Here is a 1,092-nt window from a genome sequence, read left to right as displayed (position 1 = left end):
CGCCTGCATCGTCGCGCACGCCGGCTGGTTGAATGCCGTCCGCTGCCTGCGCGACGGCATCACGCCTGCGCGCGCCGCCGACTGGCCGGCGGCGCCGGGCTACGGCGCGCGCGTCTCGGGGTAGATCGGATGCGGCCCGCCCGGCCGCGAATCGCAGTACGCCGCCACGCCGCATTCGAAGCACAGCGGCTTGCGCGCCTGGCACACATAGCGGCCGTGCAGGATCAGCCAGTGGTGCGCGTCGACCAGGTAGCCCTCGGGCACCCGCTTCAACAGGCCGAGCTCGACCTCCAGCGGATTCTTTCCCGGCGCGAGCCCGGTGCGGTTGCTGACGCGAAAGATGTGCGTGTCGACCGCCATCGTCGCCTCGCCGAACGCGACGTTCAGCACCACGTTGGCGGTCTTGCGGCCGACGCCCGGCAGCGCCTCCAGCGCCTCGCGGGTGCGCGGCACCGCGCCGCCGTGCTGCTCGATCAGGATGCGGCAGGTCTCGAGCAGGTTCTTCGCCTTGTTGCGGTAGAGCCCGATCGTCTTGATGTGCTGCGTGATGCCGTCGAGCCCGAGCGCCAGCATCTTCTGCGGCGTCGGGGCGACGGCGAACAGCTTGCGCGTCGCCTTGTTGACGCCCACGTCGGTGGCCTGGGCCGACAGCAGCACGGCGGCCAGCAGCTCGAAGACGTTGGTGTATTCGAGCTCGGTGTTCGGCTGCGGGTTGGCAGCCTGGAGCGTCGCGAAGAAGGGCTGGATCTGGTCGGCGTTCATCGGCGCGCATTGTGGCAGCGCGCGGCGCGCCCCACAGTCAGACGGTCTGGATGGATGGCTGTGGTACTGGTCGCTCTCTGTCTTCTTGGCGGCAGATGGCGACGCTGGTGTAGACGCAGGGCCACGCTGCCGCCACCAGGACACCACCCACGATCAGAGGTGCAATGCCTAACGCGGAACCCGCCAGCCCACCCGCGATGAAACCAGTGCCGATGGTCAGCGCGAACATGGCAGCGACGGCATTTCCGATCGCGCAATTCGTGTCCGACACGCCGCAGTAGCTCGTTGCAGCGGTGTGGTCGTCTCCCGCTTGGGGCATGAAGCAATCCC

General features: G+C 68.7%; 2 protein-coding genes. Both read right to left on the bottom strand.

The genetic code is table 11. The features are described from left to right. Positions 1 to 99 precede the first annotated feature (99 nt). Positions 100 to 762: an endonuclease III gene (gene nth / locus AC1D15_RS33720; protein ID WP_477829489.1), complete on the bottom strand. Its 663-nt coding sequence runs from the start codon at positions 760 to 762 to the stop codon at positions 100 to 102. 37 nt (positions 763 to 799) lie between these two features. Beyond that, positions 800 to 1,092: hypothetical protein (locus AC1D15_RS33715; RefSeq protein ID WP_477829488.1), on the bottom strand; the 293-nt coding region annotated here is incomplete at its 5' end.

The sequence above is a fragment of the Rhizobacter sp. P2_H2 genome (assembly GCF_056403375.1).
The sequence above is the reverse complement of the archived record's forward strand: the minus strand, read 5'-3'. Positions and strand labels throughout refer to the sequence as shown.